This is a genomic window from Anaeromyxobacter sp. Red801 (genome assembly GCF_049201065.2).
GTDB lineage: Bacteria > Myxococcota > Myxococcia > Myxococcales > Anaeromyxobacteraceae > Anaeromyxobacter.
This window is the reverse complement of the sequence record NZ_CM181236.1, coordinates 1,811,121-1,830,874: the sequence shown is the minus strand read 5'-3', so window position 1 is coordinate 1,830,874 and position 19,754 is coordinate 1,811,121. Positions and strand designations below refer to the sequence as shown.

Annotated in this window: 15 protein-coding genes; 5 read left to right on the top strand and 10 right to left on the bottom strand. The window is 74.8% G+C overall.

Translation table 11 applies throughout. The annotated features are described in order from the left end of the window. The first annotated feature begins 88 nt into the window (after window positions 1–88). From ACOQFB_RS08305 to ACOQFB_RS08295, 3 genes are all read left to right on the top strand, one after another. Complete coding sequence (locus tag ACOQFB_RS08305; RefSeq protein WP_421610212.1) at window positions 89–2,692, top strand: 1-acyl-sn-glycerol-3-phosphate acyltransferase; 2,604 nt, start codon at window positions 89–91, stop codon at window positions 2,690–2,692. A 131-nt stretch (window positions 2,693–2,823) separates the two neighbouring features. Beyond that, a complete protein-coding gene (scpC, locus tag ACOQFB_RS08300; protein WP_421610213.1) occupies window positions 2,824–4,356 on the top strand; it encodes a succinyl-CoA:acetate CoA-transferase ScpC in 1,533 nt (510 codons plus the stop codon). 103 nt (window positions 4,357–4,459) lie between these two features. After that, complete coding sequence (locus tag ACOQFB_RS08295; RefSeq protein ID WP_059437000.1) at window positions 4,460–5,251, top strand: inositol monophosphatase family protein; 792 nt, start codon at window positions 4,460–4,462, stop codon at window positions 5,249–5,251. Here ACOQFB_RS08295 and ACOQFB_RS08290 read toward each other — a convergent pair. The 10 genes from ACOQFB_RS08290 to ACOQFB_RS08245 all read right to left on the bottom strand — a co-directional run bounded on the left by ACOQFB_RS08290 (window position 5,151) and on the right by ACOQFB_RS08245 (window position 16,127). Further along, window positions 5,151–5,813 carry a GNAT family N-acetyltransferase gene (locus ACOQFB_RS08290; protein WP_059436999.1) on the bottom strand — a complete coding sequence of 221 codons (663 nt, stop codon included), beginning with the start codon at window positions 5,811–5,813 and terminating at the stop codon, window positions 5,151–5,153. The two genes, ACOQFB_RS08295 and ACOQFB_RS08290, sit on opposite strands and share 101 nt — an antisense overlap. Further along, on the bottom strand, window positions 5,810–7,309 hold the full coding sequence (locus ACOQFB_RS08285) for a Ycf46 family AAA ATPase (protein WP_059436998.1): 1,500 nt from the start codon (window positions 7,307–7,309) through the stop codon (window positions 5,810–5,812). Before ACOQFB_RS08285 ends, ACOQFB_RS08290 begins: the two co-directional genes overlap by 4 nt. A gap of 40 nt (window positions 7,310–7,349) precedes the next feature. Further along, window positions 7,350–9,185, bottom strand: coding sequence for a GspE/PulE family protein (locus ACOQFB_RS08280; protein ID WP_421610214.1), 1,836 nt, complete (start codon window positions 9,183–9,185; stop codon window positions 7,350–7,352). A 145-nt stretch (window positions 9,186–9,330) separates the two neighbouring features. Next, window positions 9,331–9,531, bottom strand: a complete 201-nt coding sequence (locus ACOQFB_RS08275) for an FmdB family zinc ribbon protein (protein WP_041453372.1) — start codon at window positions 9,529–9,531, stop codon at window positions 9,331–9,333. Window positions 9,532–9,566: 35 nt separating this feature from the next. After that, a complete protein-coding gene (locus tag ACOQFB_RS08270) occupies window positions 9,567–10,049 on the bottom strand; it encodes a DUF2721 domain-containing protein (RefSeq protein ID WP_059436996.1) in 483 nt (160 codons plus the stop codon). Window positions 10,050–10,121: 72 nt separating this feature from the next. After that, entirely contained in the window at window positions 10,122–10,742 is a 621-nt protein-coding gene (locus ACOQFB_RS08265) for an inorganic diphosphatase (RefSeq protein WP_059436995.1), read from the bottom strand. Window positions 10,743–10,778: 36 nt separating this feature from the next. Then, on the bottom strand, window positions 10,779–11,717 hold the full coding sequence (epsC, locus tag ACOQFB_RS08260) for a serine O-acetyltransferase EpsC (RefSeq protein WP_059436994.1): 939 nt from the start codon (window positions 11,715–11,717) through the stop codon (window positions 10,779–10,781). Continuing rightward, window positions 11,714–12,643 carry a cysteine synthase A gene (cysK, locus tag ACOQFB_RS08255; protein ID WP_059436993.1) on the bottom strand — a complete coding sequence of 310 codons (930 nt, stop codon included), beginning with the start codon at window positions 12,641–12,643 and terminating at the stop codon, window positions 11,714–11,716. The genes epsC and cysK overlap by 4 nt, the downstream gene beginning before the upstream one ends. Window positions 12,644–12,694: 51 nt before the next feature. Next, a complete protein-coding gene (gene uvrC / locus ACOQFB_RS08250) occupies window positions 12,695–14,818 on the bottom strand; it encodes an excinuclease ABC subunit UvrC (RefSeq protein ID WP_421610215.1) in 2,124 nt (707 codons plus the stop codon). Window positions 14,819–14,915: 97 nt separating this feature from the next. Then, window positions 14,916–16,127 (bottom strand): c-type cytochrome, encoded by a 1,212-nt coding sequence (locus ACOQFB_RS08245; protein ID WP_421610216.1) that lies wholly within the window; start codon window positions 16,125–16,127, stop codon window positions 14,916–14,918. Between the two features lie 161 nt (window positions 16,128–16,288). Between ACOQFB_RS08245 and ACOQFB_RS08240 the strand changes: the two genes are divergently transcribed. Next, a complete protein-coding gene (locus ACOQFB_RS08240) occupies window positions 16,289–18,253 on the top strand; it encodes a sensor histidine kinase (RefSeq protein ID WP_421610217.1) in 1,965 nt (654 codons plus the stop codon). Then, window positions 18,253–19,614, top strand: a complete 1,362-nt coding sequence (locus tag ACOQFB_RS08235; RefSeq protein ID WP_059436991.1) for a sigma-54-dependent transcriptional regulator — start codon at window positions 18,253–18,255, stop codon at window positions 19,612–19,614. Before ACOQFB_RS08240 ends, ACOQFB_RS08235 begins: the two co-directional genes overlap by 1 nt. The last annotated feature ends 140 nt before the right edge of the window (window positions 19,615–19,754 follow it).

Below are 19,754 nucleotides of genomic sequence, written 5' to 3'. Positions count from 1 at the left end.
TCGCCGACCCGCGGCCCGGCCTGCAGGCACGGGATATCCGGGCGGAATCCGCCCGCGAGCCGCCACCGCTGTAATACACTCGCGCGCCGTGACGAAGGCCTCGGATCCCCAGCCGGACGGCTCGACGCCGCCGCCGTCCGCGCCCGCGGATGCCGGCCTCGGCGAGGGCGGCGGCCTGCTCGGCCGGTGGTTCGCGCCGGTCAAGATCCCCCGCGACGCGATCGCCACGCTCCGCGCGCTCGCCGCGCGCGGCAGCCTGGTGTTCGTGATGCGCTCGCCCGGCCTGCTCGGCTTCCTCTACCTGCGCTGGTTCCTGCGCCGCGCCGGCCTGCCGCCGCTCCGCGCCGCGCAGGGCTTCCACGGCGTCGCCGGCTGGCTGGCGCGGGTCCGGCGGACCCGCCGCGCCTTCGAGGACGCGGTGGCCGCCGGCGAGTCCAGCCTCGTCTTCCTCGGGCGGCCGGCCGCCGAGAGGGACCCGCTCGCGGCGCTGGTGCGGCAGCAGCGCGATCTCTTCCAGCCGGTGTTCCTCGTGCCGGTGCTGCTGGTGTGGAGCCGCCGGCCGCAGCGCCTGCAGGGGTCGATCTGGGACGTGCTCTACGGCTCGCCCGAGTCGCCGAGCGCCCTCGCGAACGCGATCGCGTTCCTCCGCGCGTTCCGGCGCGCGGTGTTCGACGTGGGGCGCGCGCTCGACCTCAAGGAGTACCTGGCCCAGCGCGCCGCCGAGCCCGACGCCTCGGTGGCGCTGCGCGTGCGCGGCGCGCTCCACCAGCACCTCGCCCGCGAGTTCCGCACCGCGGTCGGCCCGCCGCTCAAGGCGCCCTCCCGCGTGCGCGAGAAGGTCCTGCGCGACCGCTCGCTGCGCGCGGCCATCGAGGCGGTCGCGGCCGGGAGCGGCCGCCCCGCGCCGGCGGTGGTGGCCGAGGCCGAGAAGGACCTGCGCGAGATCGCGAGCAACTACGACCCGGTGTTCGTGGGCGTGATGCGGACGCTGCTGTCGTGGTTCTTCCGCCGGCTCTACACCAGCGTCGAGGTGGACGACGAGGGGTTGGCCCGGCTGCGCCGCGCCGCCGCCGACGCGCCCATCGTGCTCTGCCCCAGCCACAAGAGCCACGTGGACTACCTCGTGCTCTCGTGGCTGCTCTACGAGAACGGGATGACGCCCCCGCACATCGCGGCCGGCATCAACCTCGCGTTCTGGCCGTTCGGCGGGATCGCCCGCCGCGGCGGCGCGTTCTTCATCCGGCGCAAGGTGAAGGGCGACCGCGTCTACACCGCGGTGCTGCGCGCTTACGTGAAGCACCTGCTGCGCGATCGCTTCCCGCAGGAGTTCTACGTGGAGGGCGGGCGCAGCCGCACCGGCAAGCTCCTGTTCCCGAAGACCGGCCTGGTGTCGATGGAGGTGGACGCCTGGCTCGACGGCGCCGCCGACGACGTGCTGTTCGTGCCGGTGGCGATCGACTACGAGCGGCTCATCGAGGCCTCCAGCTACGCGAAGGAGCTGGCCGGCGGCGAGAAGCGCAAGGAGAGCCTGCGCGGCCTGCTCGGCGCGGCGCGCGTGCTCCTGCGCCGCTACGAGCGGCTCTACGTGCAGTTCGAGACGCCCATCTCGCTCCGCCAGCTGGCGGCGGAGCGGCTGGGCGCGCGCGCCGCCTCGCTGGCGGTGGACGAGGCCTGGGGCGGCGAGGCGGAGCGGCGCGCCGCGCCCGCCGCCGCCGCCGGGGCGGGCGAGGCCGCGGAGGCGAAGCGGCAGCTGGTGCAGGGGCTCGCCAACCGCATCGCGTACGGGATCAGCCGCGCCGTCACCATCACGCCGGTCGGGCTCGTGTCCGCGGCGCTGCTCTCGCACGTGCGGCGCGGCCTCGGGTCCGAGGAGGTGGCGCGGCGGGTCGAGCTGCTCCGCTACGTGGCTGCCGAGGGCGGCGCCCGCTTCGCGCGCGACCTCGCCGGCGCGCCCTCGGATCCGCGCCAGGCCGGCCCCATCGCCGACGCGGTGCGGCGGCTGGCGCAGGACGGGCTGGTGCGGGTGGAGGTGGCGGCGGGCGACACCATCTACCAGGTGGTGGACGAGAAGCGGCCGCTGCTCGACTACCACCGCAACGCGGTGATCCACCGCTACGTCGCGCCCGCGCTGGTGGCCGCCGCGGCGCGCGCCGGCGGGCCGGGCGGCTCGGCGGCCGCCGAGGTCCGCGAGCGGGCGCTGTGGCTCTCGCGGCTGTTCAAGCTCGAGTTCATGTACCGGAGCGGCGCGAGCTTCGACGAGATCTTCGAGTCGAACCTCGCGTTCCTGGTGCGGGTGCGGGCGGTGGACTGCGCCGCGGGCCGGGTGCTGCCCGGCCCCGAGACCACCGCCCTCGCCTTCCTCGCCGACCTGGTCCGGGCCTACCTCGAGGCGTACCACCTCGCCGCGGCGGCCGCCCTCGCCGCCCTCGGCTCCGACGCGCCGCGGCAGGCGCCGCTCGACCGCCGCGCGCTCGTCCGCGAGGCGATGGAGCGCGGCCGCGGCGAGTTCCTGTCCGGCCGGATCGCCGTCCGCGAGGCCGTCTCGAAGGCCACGCTGGAGAACGCGCTGGAGTGGCTCATCTCGCAGCGCGTCATCGCGGAGGAGGCGGGCAAGCTGAGGCTCGCCGGGCCGTCGTCGACCGCGGAACTCCGCGCCATCATGGACGGAATCGCTCCGCATCTGGCGATGTGAGAAGCGTTCCGCCCCTTCCCCACGGACCCGTGCTCGCGTTACTCTGCGCCACCCACAGCAGGTGTGTCGCAGCACTCTCGGTCGTACCCGCGCTTTCCGTGACAGCAGCAGGAACCTAGGAGGCTGAACGCATGTCGGATCGGATTCTCCACAAGGGCCTCAAGGCGAAGGTGATGTCCGCCGAAGAAGCCGCCGGGCTCATCCCCAACGGCGCCATCCTCGGCATGTCGGGCTTCACCGGCGCCGGCTATCCCAAGGCCGTGCCCATCGCGCTCTCCAAGCGCGCGATCGAGGAGCGGATGAAGGGCAAGGCCTTCAAGGTCACCGCCCTCACCGGCGCCTCGACCGGCCCCGAGCTCGACCAGGCCATGGGCCTGACGGAGTCGGTCAGCTTCCGCTTCCCGTACAACGGCGACGCCGTCATGCGGCAGAAGATCAACGAGGGCGTGATCGAGTACCAGGACATGCACCTGAGCCACGCCGGCTCGCTGGTGCGCTACGGGTACTACGGGCGCCCCGACAACAAGATCGACTTCGCCATCGTCGAGGTCACGAAGATCAAGGAGGACGGCTCGCTCGTCTTCTCGTCCTCGTGCGGCGCGAACACCGCCTACTTCGACGTCGCGGAGAAGTACATCCTCGAGGTCAACGAGTGGCAGGACGAGCGGCTCGAGGGGATGCACGACATCCTCAACGTCACCGGCCGCCACGGCGAGCGGACGCCGATCCCGGTCCTCCGGGCCGATGACCGCGTCGGGTCGCCCACGCTCAAGATCGACGTCTCGAAGGTCGCGGCGGTGGTGGTCACCAACAACCCCGACCGCAACGCGCCCTTCAAGGCCCCCGAGGCGGATCACAAGCGGATCGCCCAGCACATCCTCGACTTCCTCGACGGCGAGGTGAAGGCCGGCCGGCTCCCGAAGAGCCTCACCCCGCTGCAGTCGGGCGTCGGCAACATCGCGAACGCGGTGCTCGTCGGCCTGAACGAGGGGCACTTCGAGAACATGATGAGCTACACCGAGGTGATCCAGGACGGCATGCTGGACCTCCTCGACTCCGGCAAGCTCAAGATCGCGTCGGCGACGGCGTTCTCCGTCTCGCCCGAGGGCCAGGAGCGGTTCAACAAGAACATCGACCGCTACCGCAAGCAGATCATCCTGCGCCCGCAGGACGTGTCGAACCACCCCGAGGTCATCCGCCGCCTCGGCTGCATCGCGATGAACGGGTTCGTCGAGGCCGACATCTACGGCCACGTGAACTCGACCCACATCGTGGGCAAGGGCATCGAGAACGGCATCGGCGGGTCGGGCGACTTCGCCCGCAACTCGGCGTACACGATCTTCATGTCCCCGTCGGTCGCGAAGGGCGGGAAGATCTCGGCCATCGTCCCGTTCGCGTCGCACATCGACCACACGGAGCACGAGGTCAACGGCATCGTGACCGAGTACGGCTTCGCCGACCTGCGCGGGAAGAGCCCGAAGCAGAAGGCGAAGGAAGTCATCGAGAAGTGCGCGCACCCCGACTGGCGCCCGATCCTCTGGGACTACTACAACCGCTCGATGAAGAGCGGCAGCTTCGGGAAGCACACGCCGCACATGCTCAAGGAGGCGTTCTCGTTCCACACGCGCTACCTCGAGACGGGCGACATGCGCCCGAAGAAGTAGCCGGCCTCCGATAGCCCGTCGCACCCGCGGCGGCCGTCCTCCCGGGCGGCCGCCGCGCGCTTTTTCCGGCGGCGCGTCCCCGCCGCCGCGCTAGGCTCCCCGCATGCCCGAGCTCGACCTGCAGCGCGCGATGGACACCGCCCGCGCGGCGGCGGAGGCCGCCTCGGCGGCCAGCCTCGCCCACTTCCGCCGCGGCGTGCGCGTGGAGCGCAAGCCGGACCGCAGCCCGGTCACCGCGGCCGACCGCGAGTCGGAGGCGGCGGTGCTGGCGGTGGTGCGGGCCGCGTTCCCCGATCACGGCTTCCTGGGCGAGGAGACCGGCGAGCACGCCGGCGCCGGCGAGACCCGCTGGATCGTGGACCCGCTCGACGGGACGAAGGGCTTCACCCGCGGGCGCGGCTTCTGGGGCCCGCTGGTGGCCTGCGAGCACCGCGGCGAGATCGTGGCCGGCGCGATGGCCCTGCCCGCGCTGGGCGAGGTGTACTGGGCGGCCCGGGGCCTCGGCACCTGGCTGCGCGCCGGCGGCGCGGCCCCGGCGCGCCTGCGCGTCTCCGGGCTGGCCGCCTGGGAGGACGCCACGCTGTCGCTCGGCGAGCCGCACGTGCTGTTCCGCCCGCCCATGCTGGAGCGGGTGGCGGCGCTCGCGATCTCGGCGCAGGCGGCGCGCTGCTACGGCGACCTGGCCGGCTGCGCGCTGGTGCTGAAGGGCGAGGCCGAGGCGTGGGTCGAGGCCGGGGTGAACCTGTGGGACCTCGCCCCGCTGAAGATCCTGGTGGAGGAGGCCGGCGGCCGGTTCACCGACCTCGACGGGAGGCCGACGGTCGCGTCGGGGAGCTGCGTGGCGTCGAACGGCCTGGTGCACGACCACGTGCTGCGGGCGCTCGCGGCGCGGTGAGCAGCTTGCGGACGATGGGCCGCGTCGGGCTGCGCCGCAGCACCTCCTCGAAGCCGGCCGCGCGGAAGGTGGAGGCGAGGCCGGTGTAGAGGAACGCCGAGGCGGTCGCGCCGCGCGGGTCCACCGGGTAGGCCTCGAGGATGCTCGCGCCCGCCTCGCGGGCGTGGCGCTCGGCCGCGTCCACGAGCGCGCGGGTCACGCCGCGCCGGCGGTGCGAGCGCGCCACGTAGAAGCAGGTGATCGACCAGACTGGCTCCGCGTCCACCGGGGCCAGGATCCGCGAGGCGCCGAGGCGCGGGTAGTCGGCGCGGGGCGCGAGCGCCACCCAGCCCACCGGCGTCTCGCCGTCGTAGGCGAGCAGCCCGGGGACGTCGCCCGCCGCGACGCGCCCCCTCAGCGCGCGGCGGTTGCCCTCCCCCTTGCCCGCGTCGAACGCGGCGCGCGGGAGCCGCCACCACATGCACCAGCAGCCGGCGCAGGCGCCGTTCGGGCCGAACAGCCGCTCCAGGTCGGCCCAGCGCTCCGGGCTGGCCGGGCGGATCTCCAGGCGCGCGCCGGTCATTGCACCCGCCGGAACAGGTCCACCACCGCGCCGGCCCGGCCGGCCACGCGGGCCCGCCCGCGGGCCCACTCGCGCAGCGCCTTGATCTGCTCCTCGTAGGTCCGGAACAGCGGGACGAGGTCCTGCGCCACGCGGCGGAGGTCGGCGGTCTCGAGCTCGCGCCCGAGCGCGTAGGCGCGGTGCAGCGCCCCGATCACCACCTGCTCCAGCTCCGCGCCGGAGTAGTCGGCGCACAGCTCGGCGATGGCCGCGACGTCCACCGCCCCCGGCTCGCGGCCGCGGCGGCGCAGGTGCAGCGCCAGGATCTCGCGGCGCGCCTCCGCGTCCGGGAGGTCCACGAAGAACAGCTCGTCGAAGCGCCCGCGGCGCAGCAGCTCCGGCGGCAGCCGCGAGACGTCGTTGGCGGTCGCCACCACGAACACCGGCCCCCTGCGCTCCTGCAGCCAGGTGGAGAACGCGCCCAGCAGGCGCGCCGCGCGCGGCTCGCCGCCGTCGCCGGGCGCGCTGCCCGCGAACCCCTTCTCGATCTCGTCCACCCAGAGCGCCACCGGCGCGAGCGCCTCCGCCGCCTCCAGCGCGCGCGCCAGCCCCTCCTCGGCGCCGGACTGCGCGCCCAGCACCCGCGGGAGGTCGAGCCGCAGCACCGGCACGCCCAGGCGCGCCGCCGCGGCCTTGGCCGCCAGCGACTTCCCGCAGCCCTGCACGCCGACGAGCAGCACGCCGCGCGGCGGCGGGAGCCCGAAGCGCGAGGCGTCCGGGTCGAACGCGAGCGCGCGCTCGTCCATCCAGCCCTTGAACGCGCCGAGCCCGCCCAGGTCCTCCGGGCGCTCCGTCGCGTCGACCAGCTCGAGGCCGAGGTCGCGCGCGAGCAGCCGCTTCTTCTCGGCCGCCACCGCGCCGATGCCCTCCGGCCCCAGCGCCGCGTCCCGGCGCAGCGCGCGGGTGAACGCGCGGCGCGCCTGCGCCTCCGAGAGCCCGCGGGCCGCCACCAGCGCGCGGTGGCGCACCTCCGCCGGCAGCGGCGGCGGCGCGGCCGGGTGCGCGAGGCCCGCCTGGACCACCTCCAGGAGCGCGCCCAGCTCGGCGTCGTCGGGCAGCGGCACGCGGATCACCGCGGCGTCGGTGCCGAGCCCGTCCGGCAGCGCCAGGCGCGGGGCCACCACCGCCAGGCACCGCCCCTCGGCGGCCATGCGGGGCAGCGCGTCGCGGAGCTGGCGCGCGACCGCCGGCGAGGCGAGCGCGTGGTGGAAGTCGAGCGCCACCGCCAGGAACGGCGCCGGCGCGCGCAGGAGCGCGTCGAGCAGCGCCGCCGGCTCCTTGGCGCCCGGCGCCAACGGGTCGAGCCCGCGGTGCGAGGACCACACCGCGCAGCGCGCGTCGAAGGCGGCGGCCGCCGCCTGGCAGGCGGCCACGGCGCGGTCCTCCTCCGGCGTGACCAGGTAGAGGATCGGGGTGCCCGCCGACCACAGCTCGGCGATCTCGGAGGAGACGCTCATGGCTCGCTCACCGGGGGGACGAGGATCCGCGCCGTCGCGCTCACGGCGCCGCCTCGGCGTCGGCGGTGGCGCGCATCGCCTCCTCGAAGGACGTGACGCCCGCGGCCACCTTGCGCACCGCGTGATCGCGGAGCGGGCGCAGCCCGTCCTGGCGGGCGGTGCGGAGCAGCGCCTCGGGCGTGGCGCCCTCCGCCACCAGGTGGCGCAGGCGCGCGTTGACCGGGAGGACCTCGAAGATGCCGCTGCGCCCGTAGTAGCCGGTGAAGCGGCACTTCGGGCAGCCGCGGCCGCGGCGGGCCAGCAGCTTGCCGGCGTGGTCCTCGGGGTGCGGCACGCCCAGCGCGTGCACCTCGTCGGCGGTGAGCGGCACGTCCTCGGCGCAGGACGGGCACACCTGCCGGACCAGCCGCTGCGCGGCGATGCCGGTGAGCGTGGCGGCGATGAGGAAGCTCGGCACGCCCAGGTCGCGCAGGCGGGCCACCGCGCTGACCGTGTCGTTGGTGTGCAGCGTGGTCAGCACCATGTGCCCGGTGAGCGCCGCCTGCACCGCCTGGGCGGCGGTCTCGGCGTCGCGGACCTCGCCCACCATCACCACGTCCGGATCCTGGCGCAGCACGTGGCGCAGCGCCTCGGCGAAGCCGGTGCCGGTCTTCTGGTTGGCGGCGATCTGGTTGAAGTCCTCGTGGACCATCTCGATGGGATCCTCGATGGTCACGACGTTCACCTCCGGCGAGGCGAGCGCCTGCAGCGCCGAGTAGAGCGTGGTGGTCTTCCCGCTGCCGGTGGGGCCGGTCACGATCACCAGGCCGTGCGGCCGCAGCAGCCAGCGCTCGAACTGGTCGCGCTCGTCGGGGAGGAACCCCAGCTCGGAGAGGTCGCGCACCAGCACGGTCGGGTCGAGGACGCGGATCACGACCTTGTCGCCGAAGGTGGTGGGGACGGTGGAGACGCGCAGCTCCATCTCGGCGTCGCCGCGGGCGGTGCGGATGCGCCCGTCCTGCGGGCGCTTCAGCGCGATGTCGAGCCGGCTCATGATCTTGAACCGGTTGGCGATGGCGCCGTGCACGGCCTTGGGGATGCGGTGGACCGGGTGGAGCACGCCGTCGATCCGCATGCGGATGATCGACTCCTCCCGCCGCGGCTCGAGGTGGATGTCGCTGGCGCGCTGCTCGAACGCGTAGTGCAGCAGGTACTCGACCGCCGCGACCACCGGCTCGCTCGACGCCTCCAGCGCGTCGATGCCGGACAGGTTCACGAACTGCTCGAGGTTGGTGACGTCCGGGGCGCCGGCGCCGCCCTCCAGCTCGACGCGCGCCTGCGAGATCTGCTGGCGGAAGCCGTAGACCTCGGCGATGGCGCGGTGGATGTCGGAGGGCGAGGAGAGGACCGGCTCGACCTCGGCGCCGGTCAGGCCGCGCAGGTTCTCGAGCAGCTCCCGGTCGAACGGGTTCGCGGCCGCCACCACCAGCGAGCCGTTGCGGCGCTCCAGCGGGAGCACCGCGTGCTTGCGCGCGAACGGGCGCGACAGCGTCCGGGTGATGAGCTGGGCGTCGAGCTTCAGCGGGTCGATCTTGCGGTAGGGGATCCCCACCGCCTTCGCCACCGCCTGCGTGGCCTTGTCCTCGTCCACCAGCTCGGCGTCGCGCCGGGCGTCCGGGAACTCGAACGAGGCGAGCACCTCGACCGGCGAGAGCTCGGCGCGCCGCAGCGCCCGCCCGCCGCTGCGGGAGGCGCCGTCGCGGAGCAGGCGCGCGCGCTGCACGCCCTCGCGGGCGGTGGCGGTGCGGCGCGCGTCGTCGGTGAGGATCCCCTCCCTGGCGAGGAGATCGGCGACGAACTCGAGGGTGTAGTCGGTGGCGCGGTAGGTCCTTGGCACGCCGCGGGATTCTACCGCGGCGCCGGCGCGCGACCCAGCGCGCGCACCGGCCGGCGTGTGGGTGCGGCGACGCCGGCGTGCGCGCGCCTCGGCGAAGGGTTCCTGGGAGGGGGACTCGCCCGACCGGGCGAGCGGCTCAGATGCCTCAACCGACCGGGCCGCAGCCGCGCGCGGGCGCGCCGCCGCCGTCCGAGCCGGTCCGCGCCGCCGCGGGCCGCGACATCTGCCGGGACACCTCGCGGCCGTTGCACGCCGGGCACGCGACCTCGGCCTCGTCGGACCGCCGGATGATGAGCGTCTCGAAGGACTTGCCGCAGCGGGCGCAGGCGTACTCGTAGATGGGCATCGCGCGGGGTGGGAGCCGGTCCGGGCCGGAAGGGTTCAGCCGCGGGCGGGCGCAGGCCGCCCCCCATCCGGCGGCGCCCGGCGCTCCCGCAGCACCTCCCCCGCCTCGGCCTCGATGGTGCTGCGCGCCAGGGTGATGGCCGCGATGACCAGCACCGCCATGGCGGCCAGCATCGCCACGCCCAGGCCGAACACCAGCACCGGCAGCTCCGGCGGGACCGCCCAGTACGCCTGGGCCAGCCACAGCAGGGAGGTGACCACGAACGCGAAGAGCGCGCCGTAGTTGAGCAGCAGCGCCCGCGAGTAGAGGCCGTGGCGGCGGTCCAGCACCTCGACCTGCTGCGCCAGCGTCGCCCGCCGCGCCGCGTGCGGTGGGAGCCCGCGCCACTCGCGCGCCAGGTCGCGGAGCCGCGCGGCCATGCGGGCGGTCTGGTTGTCGAGGCCGAGCGCGATGAGCCCGCAGGCGGAGACCATCACCGCCGGCGTCACCGCCGCCGCGATCTGCTGGAGCGCGCCCACCGGCGTCCAAGATGCACACGGGCGGGCGCGCCGCCGGGCCGCTCCCCTCCCCCGCGGGCGGGGGACCGGGCGCTACCGGCGCCGGCCGCCCTTGCCGGCGCGGGCCGGGCGCCGGGCGCGGGGCGCCTCGGGCGCGGACGGGCCCGGCGTGCCCATGAGCCGCGCGCGGTCCCTGTCGTACAGGCGGATCGCGTCGCGCAGCACCTCGAGCGCCTCGGAGCGCCCCTGCGGTGCGCGGACCAGCACCTTCTTGTTCTCGAGCGCCTTGTAGTCCTGGAAGAAGCGCTGCAGCTCGCGCAGGCGGTGCTGCGGCAGCTCGGAGACGTCCGAGTAGTCGGCGTAGTTCGGGTCGTCGGCGTGGACGGCGATGAGCTTGTCGTCCTGGCCCTTGTCGTCGCGCATCTGCATCACGCCGATCACCTTCGCCTGCATGATGGCGAGCGGCTGGATCTGCTCGGAGCAGAGCACCAGGATGTCGAGCGGGTCGCCGTCGTCGCAGTAGGTGCGCGGCACGAAGCCGTAGTTCGCCGGGTAGTGCACCGCGGAGAACAGGATCCGGTCCACGAGCAGCAGCCCGGACTTCTTGTCCAGCTCGTACTTCACCTTCGAGCCGGTGGGGATCTCGATGATGGCGGGGATCGGATCCTCGACGAAGCGAGGCAGCTCCACGTCGTGCCACGGGTGGTAGGCCACTGCGGTGAGTCCTTTCAGGGGCGCGGGCGCGCCGGATCAGATGCCCGCGCCGTGCGCGAAGCGCTGCTCCCGGACCTCGGCCTGGGTGACGCGGCTGCCGGGCGGCAGGCTGGAGGTGACCCAGACGTTGCCGCCGACCGACGACCCCTTGCCGATGGTGATCCGGCCGAGGATGGTGGCGCCGGCGTATACCACGACGTCGTCCTCGACGATGGGGTGCCGATCGATTCCCTTGATCGGGTTGCCGTTCTCGTCCAGCGGGAAGCTCTTCGCGCCCAGGGTGACGCCCTGGTACAGCCGCACCCGGTCGCCGATGATCGAGGTCTCGCCGATCACCACGCCGGTGCCGTGGTCGATGAAGAAGCGCTCGCCGATCCGCGCGCCGGGGTGGATGTCGATGCCGGTGAGCGTGTGCGCGTGCTCGGTGATGATGCGCGGGATGAGCGGCACGCCCAGCACGTGGAGCTCGTGGGCGATGCGCTGGTTGGTCACCGCCATCATGCCCGGGTAGGCGAAGATGGCCTCGTCGCGGCTCTTCAGCGCGGGGTCGCCCTCGTAGGTGGCCTCGACGTCGGAGGCGACCAGGCGACGGATCTCCGGGACGCGCGCGAGGAACGCCTTGGTGATCGCCTGCGCCTCCTCGAAGCAGTGCGTGCAGCCGTTCAGGTCGTGCCGCTCGGTGAACGCGAACCCGCGCCGGATTTGCTCCTCCAGCGCGCGCATGGCGCGGGCCAGGGTGGCGCCCACGAAGTAGTGCAGGCTCTCGTCGTGCAGGTCGCTGGTCCCGAAGTAGCCCGGGAACAGCACCGCCCGCAGGTCCTCCACCACCCGGATCACCGCCTCGCGCGACGGCAGCGTCACCCGCCCGCCGGCGCCGAACGCCGCCGCCGCGTCGCGGCAGAGCGCGTCCACCACCGGCGCGAGCGCCACCTGGTCCACCGCCGGAGCCGCCGGAGCCTTCACGCCGTCGCTCACTTCACGTCCTCCCAGAGCCAGGTCGAGAGGTAGCGCTCCCCGGTGTCCGGCAGGACCGCCACCACCAGCTTGCCCGCGTTCTCCGGCCGCCGCGCGACCTCGCGCGCGGCCCAGGCCACCCCGCCGTCGGAGATGCCGGAGAGGAGCCCCTCCTCGCGGCAGAGCCGCCGGGCCATGTCGCCGGCGTCCTCGTGACGCACGGTGACGATCTCGTCGAGGAGCTTGGTGTCCAGCACCTTCGGCACGAACCCGGCGCCCCAGCCCTGGATCTTGTGCGGCCCGGGCTTGCCGCCGGAGAGCACCGGCGAGTCGGCCGGCTCGGCGGCCACGATGCGGATGGACGGCTTGCGCGGCTTCAGCACCTGCGCGCAGCCGGTCACGGTGCCGCCGGTCCCGGTGGCGCACACGAGCACGTCCACCTCGCCGTCGGTGTCGCGCCAGATCTCCTCGGCGGTGGTGCGCCGGTGGACCTCGGGGTTGGCCGGGTTCTCGAACTGCTGGAGGACGAGGTACCGCGGGTCCTTCGCGGCGAGCTGCTCGGCGCGCTGGATGGCGCCCTTCATGCCCTCGGGGCCGGGCGTCAGGATGAGCTCCGCCCCGAGCGCCGCCAGCAGCTTGCGCCGCTCGATGCTCATGGTCTCGGGCATGAGGAGCGCGAGCTTGTAGCCCTTGGCCGCCGCGACGCACGCCAGACCGATGCCGGTGTTGCCGCTGGTCGGCTCGAGCAGGATCGTGTCCGGCTTGATCCTCCCCTCGCGCTCGGCCGCCTCGATCATCGACAGGCCGATGCGGTCCTTCACGCTGCCGGCCGGGTTCTGCATCTCCAGCTTGGCCGCGACCACCGCCCCCGCCCCGTCCATCACGCGGTTCAGCCGCACCAGCGGCGTGTTGCCGATGAGCTTCGTGACGTCGTCCGCGATCCGCATGTCGTCTCCTCGGGAGCCCGACCTTATCAAACCGGCCGGTCGCCGTCCGACTTAAGCGGCGGGCTCCGGGGACGCATCCTCGTCGGCCAGCGCGGCGTCGATCTCGGCCTCGGTGGCGGCGACCACCGCCTCCGGGCTCGCGTCGGCGGGACCCCCGGCGGGCGCGGCGTCCGGCGCGCCGGGCGGCGCGTCGGCGGCGACCGGCGGCGCGTCCGGCCGGTGGAAGAACGCGTGGACGGCCGCCGCCTGCCTCGGCCCGAAGCCCTCCACCTGCGCGATCTCCTCCGGCGTCGCCTCCCGGACCCGGCGCAGCGCGCCGAAGTGGCGCAGCAGCGCCCGCTTGCGGCCCTCGCCGATCCCGGGGATCTCCTCGAGCACGCTCTGGAAGTTGCGCTCGCGGCGCAGCTTGCGGTGGAACGTGATGGCGAAGCGGTGCGCCTCGTCGCGCAGGCGCGCCAGCAGGAACAGCTCGGCGGAGTTCTGCCGGAGCACCACCGGGTCCTTGCGGCCGGGCAGGAACACGCGCTCCGGGCTGCGCGCCAGCTCGGACACGAAGCCCTTCTCCGCCGCCTCGGCGGCGTCCGCGAGGCGCGCCTCCGCGCGCCGCCCGCGCCGCGCCACCACCCGCGCCGTCCCGAGCGCCGGGCCGTCCACCAGCCGGCTCTTGGCGAGCCCCACCAGCTCCACGAACGGTGCGTCGGGGTTGCCCGGCGACGGGCGCGTCGGCACGCCCAGGTCCTTCGCCGCCGCCAGCGCCGCGTTGAGCTGGCCCTTGCCGCCGTCGATGACGATCAGGTCCGGGAGCTGCCCCTCCCCCAGCGCCCGCCGCAGCCGGCGGGTGATGACCTCGTGCAGCATGGCGAAGTCGTCCTGCCCCGCCACCGCCTTCACCTTGTACCGGCGGTAGTTGGCCTTGTCCGGCTCGCCGTCCTTCATCGACACGCCCGAGCCGACCGCGAGGGCGCCCTGGAACGTCGAGATGTCGTAGCACTCCATCCAGCGCGGCGGCCGCGCCAGGTGGAGCGCCTTCGCGAGGGAGGCCAGCGCCTGCTCTCGCCGCTCGTCGTGCTCGTGCCAGGCCCGGAACCCCTGCTCCGCGTTGCGGCGGGCCACGTCGAGCAGGTCGGCCTTCGCGCCGCGCTGCGGGGTGAGCAGCCGGACGCGCCGCCCGCGCCGCTCCGAGAGCACGTCGGCGAGCGCCTCGGCCTGGACCGGCTCGAGCGGCACCAGGATCTCGTCCGGCGCGTCGGTGTGCTCGTAGTAGAGCGAGAGGAACGAGGACAGGATCTCCTCGGCGGGGAACTCCTGCTCGCGGAACGGGTGCGCCTGCGCGTCCTCGAGCTTGCCGGCGCGCATGGAGAGCACCTGCACCACCAGGTCCGGCCCCTCGCGGTAGAGGCCGATGACGTCGCGGTCGCCGCGGTCCGACATCAGCACCCGCTGCTTCTCCAGGCTCCGCTCGACCGCCTGGAGCTGGTCGCGCAGCCGCGCCGCCTCCTCGAACCGCAGCCCCTCCGCGGCGCCCGCCATGCGGCCGCGCAGGCGCTCCACCAGCTCGCCCTCGCGGCCCTCCAGGAACTCCACCGCGTCCTCGACCGACTGCCGGTACTCCTCCGCGGGCACCTCGTAGACGCACGGCGCCGGGCAGCGGTGGATCTGGTACAGGATGCACGGCCGCTTGCGGTGGTCGAAGACGTGGTCGCTGCAGGTGCGGAGCTGGAAGTGGCGGTTCACCATCCGAAGCGTCTCGCGGATGGACGAGGCCGAGGAGTACGGGCCGAAGTAGCGCGCCCCCGGCTGCCGCTTCTCCCGCGCCCGCCGCACCTCCAGGCGCGGGTACGGGTGGCGCTCGTCCAGCTTCAGGACGATGAAGTCCTTGTCGTCGCGCAGCCGCACGTTGAAGCGCGGCCGGTGCTTCTTGATGAGCTCGTTCTCGAGGAGCACCGCCTCCTTCTCGGAGCGGGTGACGATCACCTCGAGGTCGCCGAGCAGGTCGTCGAGCAGCGCCACGAACGCGCGCTGGTCGCCCCGGCCCGGGTCGAAGTAGGAGCGCACGCGCGAGCGCAGGCTGGACGCCTTGCCGACGTAGACCACCTCGCCGGCCCGGTCCTTCATCAGGTAGCAGCCCGGCTCGGCGGGCAGCTCGTCCAGCTTCCTGCGCAGGTTCGCGTCCATCCGGGCAAGGAATTACCCGGAAACGGCGCGCGGATCACGCCCGTCCGCACGGACGGGCGGCGGGCGGACGCCCGTGCGGCGCCCGCCCGCCGGTCCGCTACCGCAGCGCCGCGGCGACGGCCTCGACCTGCGCGGCGGAGAGGTCCTTCAGGCCGGCCATGGAGCCGAGCCCGGCGATCGCGGCGGAGATCTGCGCCGCGGTGCGGCCCCGGACCGCCGAGCCGGCCAGGGGGCCGTGGCAGGCGGCGCAGCGGGCCGCGTACAGCGCCGCGCCGTCCAGCGCCGGGTCGGCGGTCGGGCCGGAGGGGACGCGGGCCGCGACCTGCTCGGCGGTGAACGAGGCGCCGTAGTGGTACACGATCTCCGCCCCGCCGTAGCCGGCGCCGCCGCCGGGCAGGTGCTCCGCCTCGACGAACGCCGGGTGCGGCTGCGCGTTCACGAACGCCGCCACGTCGAGCGCCTCCGGGTCGGTGAGCGTCAGCTCCTCCGCCGGCGGCATGTTGAACTGGATCCAGCTGCCCGCCTGGACGTTGTTCGCCATCCCCGCGCCCCGGTTGTACGCGCGCTCGCCCCAGACCGGCGGCGCGCCCACGAGGCCCTCCCCGTGCACGCCGTGGCACGGCGCGCAGCGCGAGTCGTAGATCGACGCGCCGTTCGCGGCCACCGCCTTGCCGGCGAGGGCCATGGCCTTGATGGCCGGGTTGGGGAAGGACCGGTTCAGCGAGGAGACGGCGCGGTCCGGGTCCGGCTGCAGCGGGAAGCCCTGCGACAGCCAGTTGATGTACGAGACGATCGCGAGCAGCGCCTCCGAGTTCTCCGGGAGCCGCGTCCCGTTCATGCTGCGCATGAAGCAGCCGTTCACGCGATCCTGCAGCGTGATCACGCCGCCGTCGCGGTCGTTGAACGCCGGGAACGACGCGGCGGCGCCGATGAAGGTGGAGGCGATGGCCTTCTTCCTCCCCGCGTCCAGGTGGCAGGAGCTGCAGGTGAGCCCGGACGCCCCGACGTACGGGGCCGTGAGCGGGTGCGTGTTCGTCTCGCGCAGCAGCCTCTCGCCGAGCTCGATCATGTAGGCGAGCTCCTGCCGCGCGCCGGTGCTCTGCGGGAGCGCCGAGGGCGGGTCGGGCATCGCCGCCACCTCGGCCCGGCGGGCGGCGAGGTACGCCGCCTGCGGATCCGCCGGCGCAGGCGCCGGCTGCGGGTCGGCGGGGGACGGCGCCGGGGCGGCGGCGCGCGAGCGCGACTCGCTGCAGGCCGCGAGGGAGAGGATCGCCGCGACGAGCGCGGCGGACCGGGCTGCACGGAGCATGGTGGCCTCCTTCGCCGGGCGGGGCGCCGGCGTGGCCCGCCTCGCGGGCACGGCCGGTGCCTCTTTCCAGGCGCGTGCCGCCGGGGCCCTGGTGGTAAGCTCCCGCCGCCCCAAGCGGATTTTTACCGCACGCCGCCGGGGCGGCACCGGAGGATTGCAGGATGCAACGCGAGGACGCGCCGAGGTTGCAGGAGCGCAACGGTCGCGCCCGCCGTGCCGGGATCGGCGCCCGGATGCTGGCGACGATGCTGGGGGTGGGCATCCCGTCCTTCGTCGCGTTCTCGCTCGTCGTGCTCGGCGTCGCAGAGGGCCTGCTGCGCAGCCGCACCGAGTCGCACATCCGGACGCTCGCCGCCGGATCCGCGCGCGAGGTCCAGGAGCTGGTCCGGCACGGCGAGCGCACCGCGGCCGCCCTGGCCGCCTCCCCCGAGGTCGCCGCCGCGCTCGCGGCCGCGGAGCGGGGCCCGACGGACGGCGCCGCCTTCGCGGCGGTGACGGCGAGCTTCCTGGCGGCGCAGCGGCTCGACCCGGCCCTGCAGGCCGTCCGCGTCGTCGACGCCGAGGGGAGCGAGGTCCTCAAGGTGCGCGAGGGCAAGGTCAGCGCCGCCACCTCGGCGCGGCGCGGGCCGCTCGGCCTGCCCGCCATCCAGTCGATTCGCGGCCGTCCGTTCTTCGAGGAGGCGGTCCGCGCGGCGCCCGGGACCGTGATCGTCTCGAACCTGGAGCGCGGCCGGGTGGAGGGCGAGGAGGCGTGGTGCCCCGCCATGGTCCGCTTCGCGACGCCGCTGTCGTTCCCGTCCGGCGCCCGCGCCGGCGTGCTGGTCGTGAACGTCTGGGGCGCCCAGGTCGGCGCCCTGCTGAACCGGCTCATCCCGCCGGAGCAGGGCTCCGCGTTCCTGGTGGAGCGGAACCTCGCCGACCCGGATCGCTCCGGCATCTACCTGTTCCACCCCGACGGCGGCTGCGAGTTCGGCAACCAGACCGGGACGCACGTCACCGCCTGGAAGCAGTACCCCGGGGACGTGGTCCGGTCGTGGATGGCCAGCGACGCCGGGCTCGGCGTCCAGCCCGGGACCGGCGACCTCCTCGCGCACGTCTACTACTCGCCCTACGCGCGCGAGGACCGCGGGTGGGTGATCGTGCTGGCGGCGCGCGAGGCGCACTTCGCGCGCCCGGTGGCGCGGCTGCGCGCGACCGTGGTCGGGCTCTCGGTGGTGGTGCTCGCCGGCATGGTGCTCGCCGCCCTGCTCATGTCGCGCACGCTCACCCGGCCGCTGCGGTCGCTCGCCGACGGCGTCCGGCGCCTGGGCGAGGACCTCTCGGTGCGCGTGCCGGTGGGCGGCGGCCGCGAGATCGCGGTGGTGGGCGAGGCGGTGAACCGGATGGCCGCGGTGATGCGGGAGCACCTCGCCGAGCGCGAGCGCTCCGAGCGGCAGCTCCGCGAGACCGAGAAGCTCGCCTCGATCGGCGAGATGGCGGCCGGCCTCGCCCACGAGCTCAACACGCCGCTCTCCAACATCCGGGCGCTCGCGTCGCTGGCGAAGCGGGACCTCGAGGCCGGGCCGGCCGACCCGCGGGCGCTCTCGCAGGACCTCGCCGACGTGACCGAGCAGACGCGCCGCTGCAGCGCCATCATCCAGGGGCTGCTCCGCTTCGCGCGGCGGCAGCCACCCGCGCTCGCCGCCCACGACGTGGACGCGCTGGTGCACGGCGCGCTGGAGCTGGTCCGGCTGCGGGCCGAGGGCAAGGGCGTGGCGCTCGCGTTCCAGCCCGGGCCGGCGCGGCCGGCGGTGGTGGACGCCGCGCAGCTCGAGCAGGTGTTCGTGAACCTGCTGCTGAACGCGATCGACGCCTCCGGCCCGGGCGGCCGGGTCGAGGTGTCGACCGCGGCCGCGGACGGCCGCGTCTCGGTGCGCGTGACCGACCACGGCGCCGGCATCGACCCCGAGCACCTGCCCCGCATCTTCGACCCGTTCTTCACGACCAAGGAGGTCGGCCAGGGCACCGGGCTCGGCCTCTCGGTCAGCTACGGCATCGTGCGGAGCCACGGCGGCGCGCTGCGGGTGGACTCGGCCCCGGGCCGCGGCGCGACGTTCACCGTCGAGCTCCCGGCGGAGGCCGCCTGATGGCCCGCGTGCTGGTGGTCGACGACGATCCGGTCGCGCAGCGCGTGCTGGTGCGGCTGCTCTCCCCGGCGCACGAGGTGCGCGCGTTCGGCGACCCCGCCGCGGCACTGCGCCACCTCGCCGATCACGGCGCCGACGCCGTGCTCACCGACCTCCGGATGCCCGGCATGGACGGGATCCAGGTCCTGGCGCGGGCGCGCGAGCTCGACCCCGAGGTGCTGGTGTTCGTGATCACCGGCCACTCCTCGCTCTCGAGCGCCGTCGAGGCGATCAAGCGCGGCGCGGAGGACTACCTGGCGAAGCCGTTCGAGCCGGAGGACGTGGCGCTCCGCCTCGACCGCGCGCTGGAGCGGCGGCGCCTCGTCGCCCGGGTGCGGCTGCAGGAGGAGGCGGCGGCGCCCGGCGGCCCGGAGGGCGTGGTCCTGTCGGCGCACCCGCGCATGGCGCCGCTCCTGGAGATCGCCCGGCGGGCGGCGCGCACCGACTCGACCGTGCTGATCCAGGGCGAGACCGGCGTCGGGAAGGAGGTCTTCGCCCGGCTGCTGCACGCGTGGAGCCCGCGGGCCGGGCGCGCGTTCGTGCCGGTCGACTGCGGCGCGCTCTCGGCGACGCTGCTGGAGAGCGAGCTGTTCGGGCACGAGCGCGGCGCGTTCACCGGCGCGGTGACCCGGCGCGCCGGGTACTTCGAGGCGGCGGACGGCGGGACCATCCTGCTCGACGAGATCGGCGCGACCACGCCGGCGTTCCAGGTGCGGCTGCTGCGCGTGCTGCAGGAGCGGACGGTGCAGCGGGTGGGCGGCACCGCGCCCATCCCGGTGGACGTGCGCGTGATCGCCGCCACCAACGAGCCCCTGGAGCGCGCCGCGCGCGAGGGGCGCTTCCGGCAGGACCTGTACTACCGGCTCGGCGTGGTGACGCTGCCGATCCCGCCGCTGCGCGAGCGCCGCGAGGACGTCCCCGCGCTGGCCGGGCACTTCCTGCGCAAGCACCGGCACGTGAACCCCGCCGTCACCGGGATCTCGCCGGAGGGGCTCGCCAAGCTCGCCGCCTACGACTACCCCGGCAACGTCCGGGAGCTCGAGAACGTGATCGAGCGCGCCCTGATCCTCGAGCCCGGGCCGCTCCTGTCGCCTGCCTCGCTGCTGGTCGGCCCCGCGGCCTCGCTGGCCGGCGCCGCGGGGGCGCCGGAGGACGCGGAGCCGGAGGCGCCCGGGCCGCTCGCCATGGACGACGCGGAGCGCGAGCACGTCCTGCGCGTGCTGGAGCGCTGCGGGGGCCGGCGCGCCGAGGCGGCGCGGGCGCTCGGGATCGACAAGTCCACCCTGTGGCGCAAGCTGAAGCGCTGGGGCGTCCAGGACTGAGAGCACGTGAACCAATCCCCTCCCGTCGCCGCGGCGGCCGATCCGCGTCGCATCGCGTCGTTGCTCCTCCCTCACATGCCTCGGGGCATGCTCGGTCGTCGCGCCTCGCGCTGCTCGCGTCTCGACCGCCTGGCTCGGTC